Genomic DNA, 529 nt, shown 5'->3' on the forward strand with positions numbered 1-529 from the left:
CCGCGCGGGCAGCGACCCCGCCGCGACCAGCCGCGCGAGCGTCCAGGGGTCGTCGTCCGCGCGGCGGAACGCGAACGCCGGTCCGTCGCTCGCGGGGTCGGTGACGCCCGCGACGCGCACGCCGTCGAGCGTCGCGTCGGCCGTGGGGCTGGCGCGCGAGAACGCCCGCCCGCTCTCGGCGCGGACCCGCGAGGCGAGCGTCTCCGCGTCCGCCCGCGAGAAGCGGACGTTGGTGGTCAGCGACTCCCCGTCGACCGTCACCCGGAGCGGCGTCGTCGCCACGGGCGCGGTGAGGTAGGCGTCGGTCAGCCGCGGGTCGGCGAACAGGTCGTCGAGCAGGCCGTTCCCGCGGGTGTGCTTCCGGAGCACGCGCGTCAACTCCTCGACCGGGTCGTCGTCGCCCGCGGCCGCCCGGACCGCCCGGCCGGGCGGCGGCGGCCGCCGGCTGTCGACCGACCCGTCGGCGAGGCGGCGGCGCGCCGCGTCGAGCGTCGACAGCGCCTCGGGACCGAGGTCGGCGCTCGCGGGC

1 pseudogene is annotated in these 529 nt (G+C 79.8%); it reads right to left on the reverse strand.

Annotation, left to right across the window (positions count from 1 at the left end):
- Positions 1–529: pseudogene (locus K933_RS16315) on the reverse strand (Flp pilus assembly complex ATPase component TadA); the annotation flags it as partial.

The sequence above is a fragment of the Candidatus Halobonum tyrrellensis G22 genome (assembly GCF_000495475.1).
Lineage (GTDB): Archaea > Halobacteriota > Halobacteria > Halobacteriales > Haloferacaceae > Halobonum > Halobonum tyrrellense.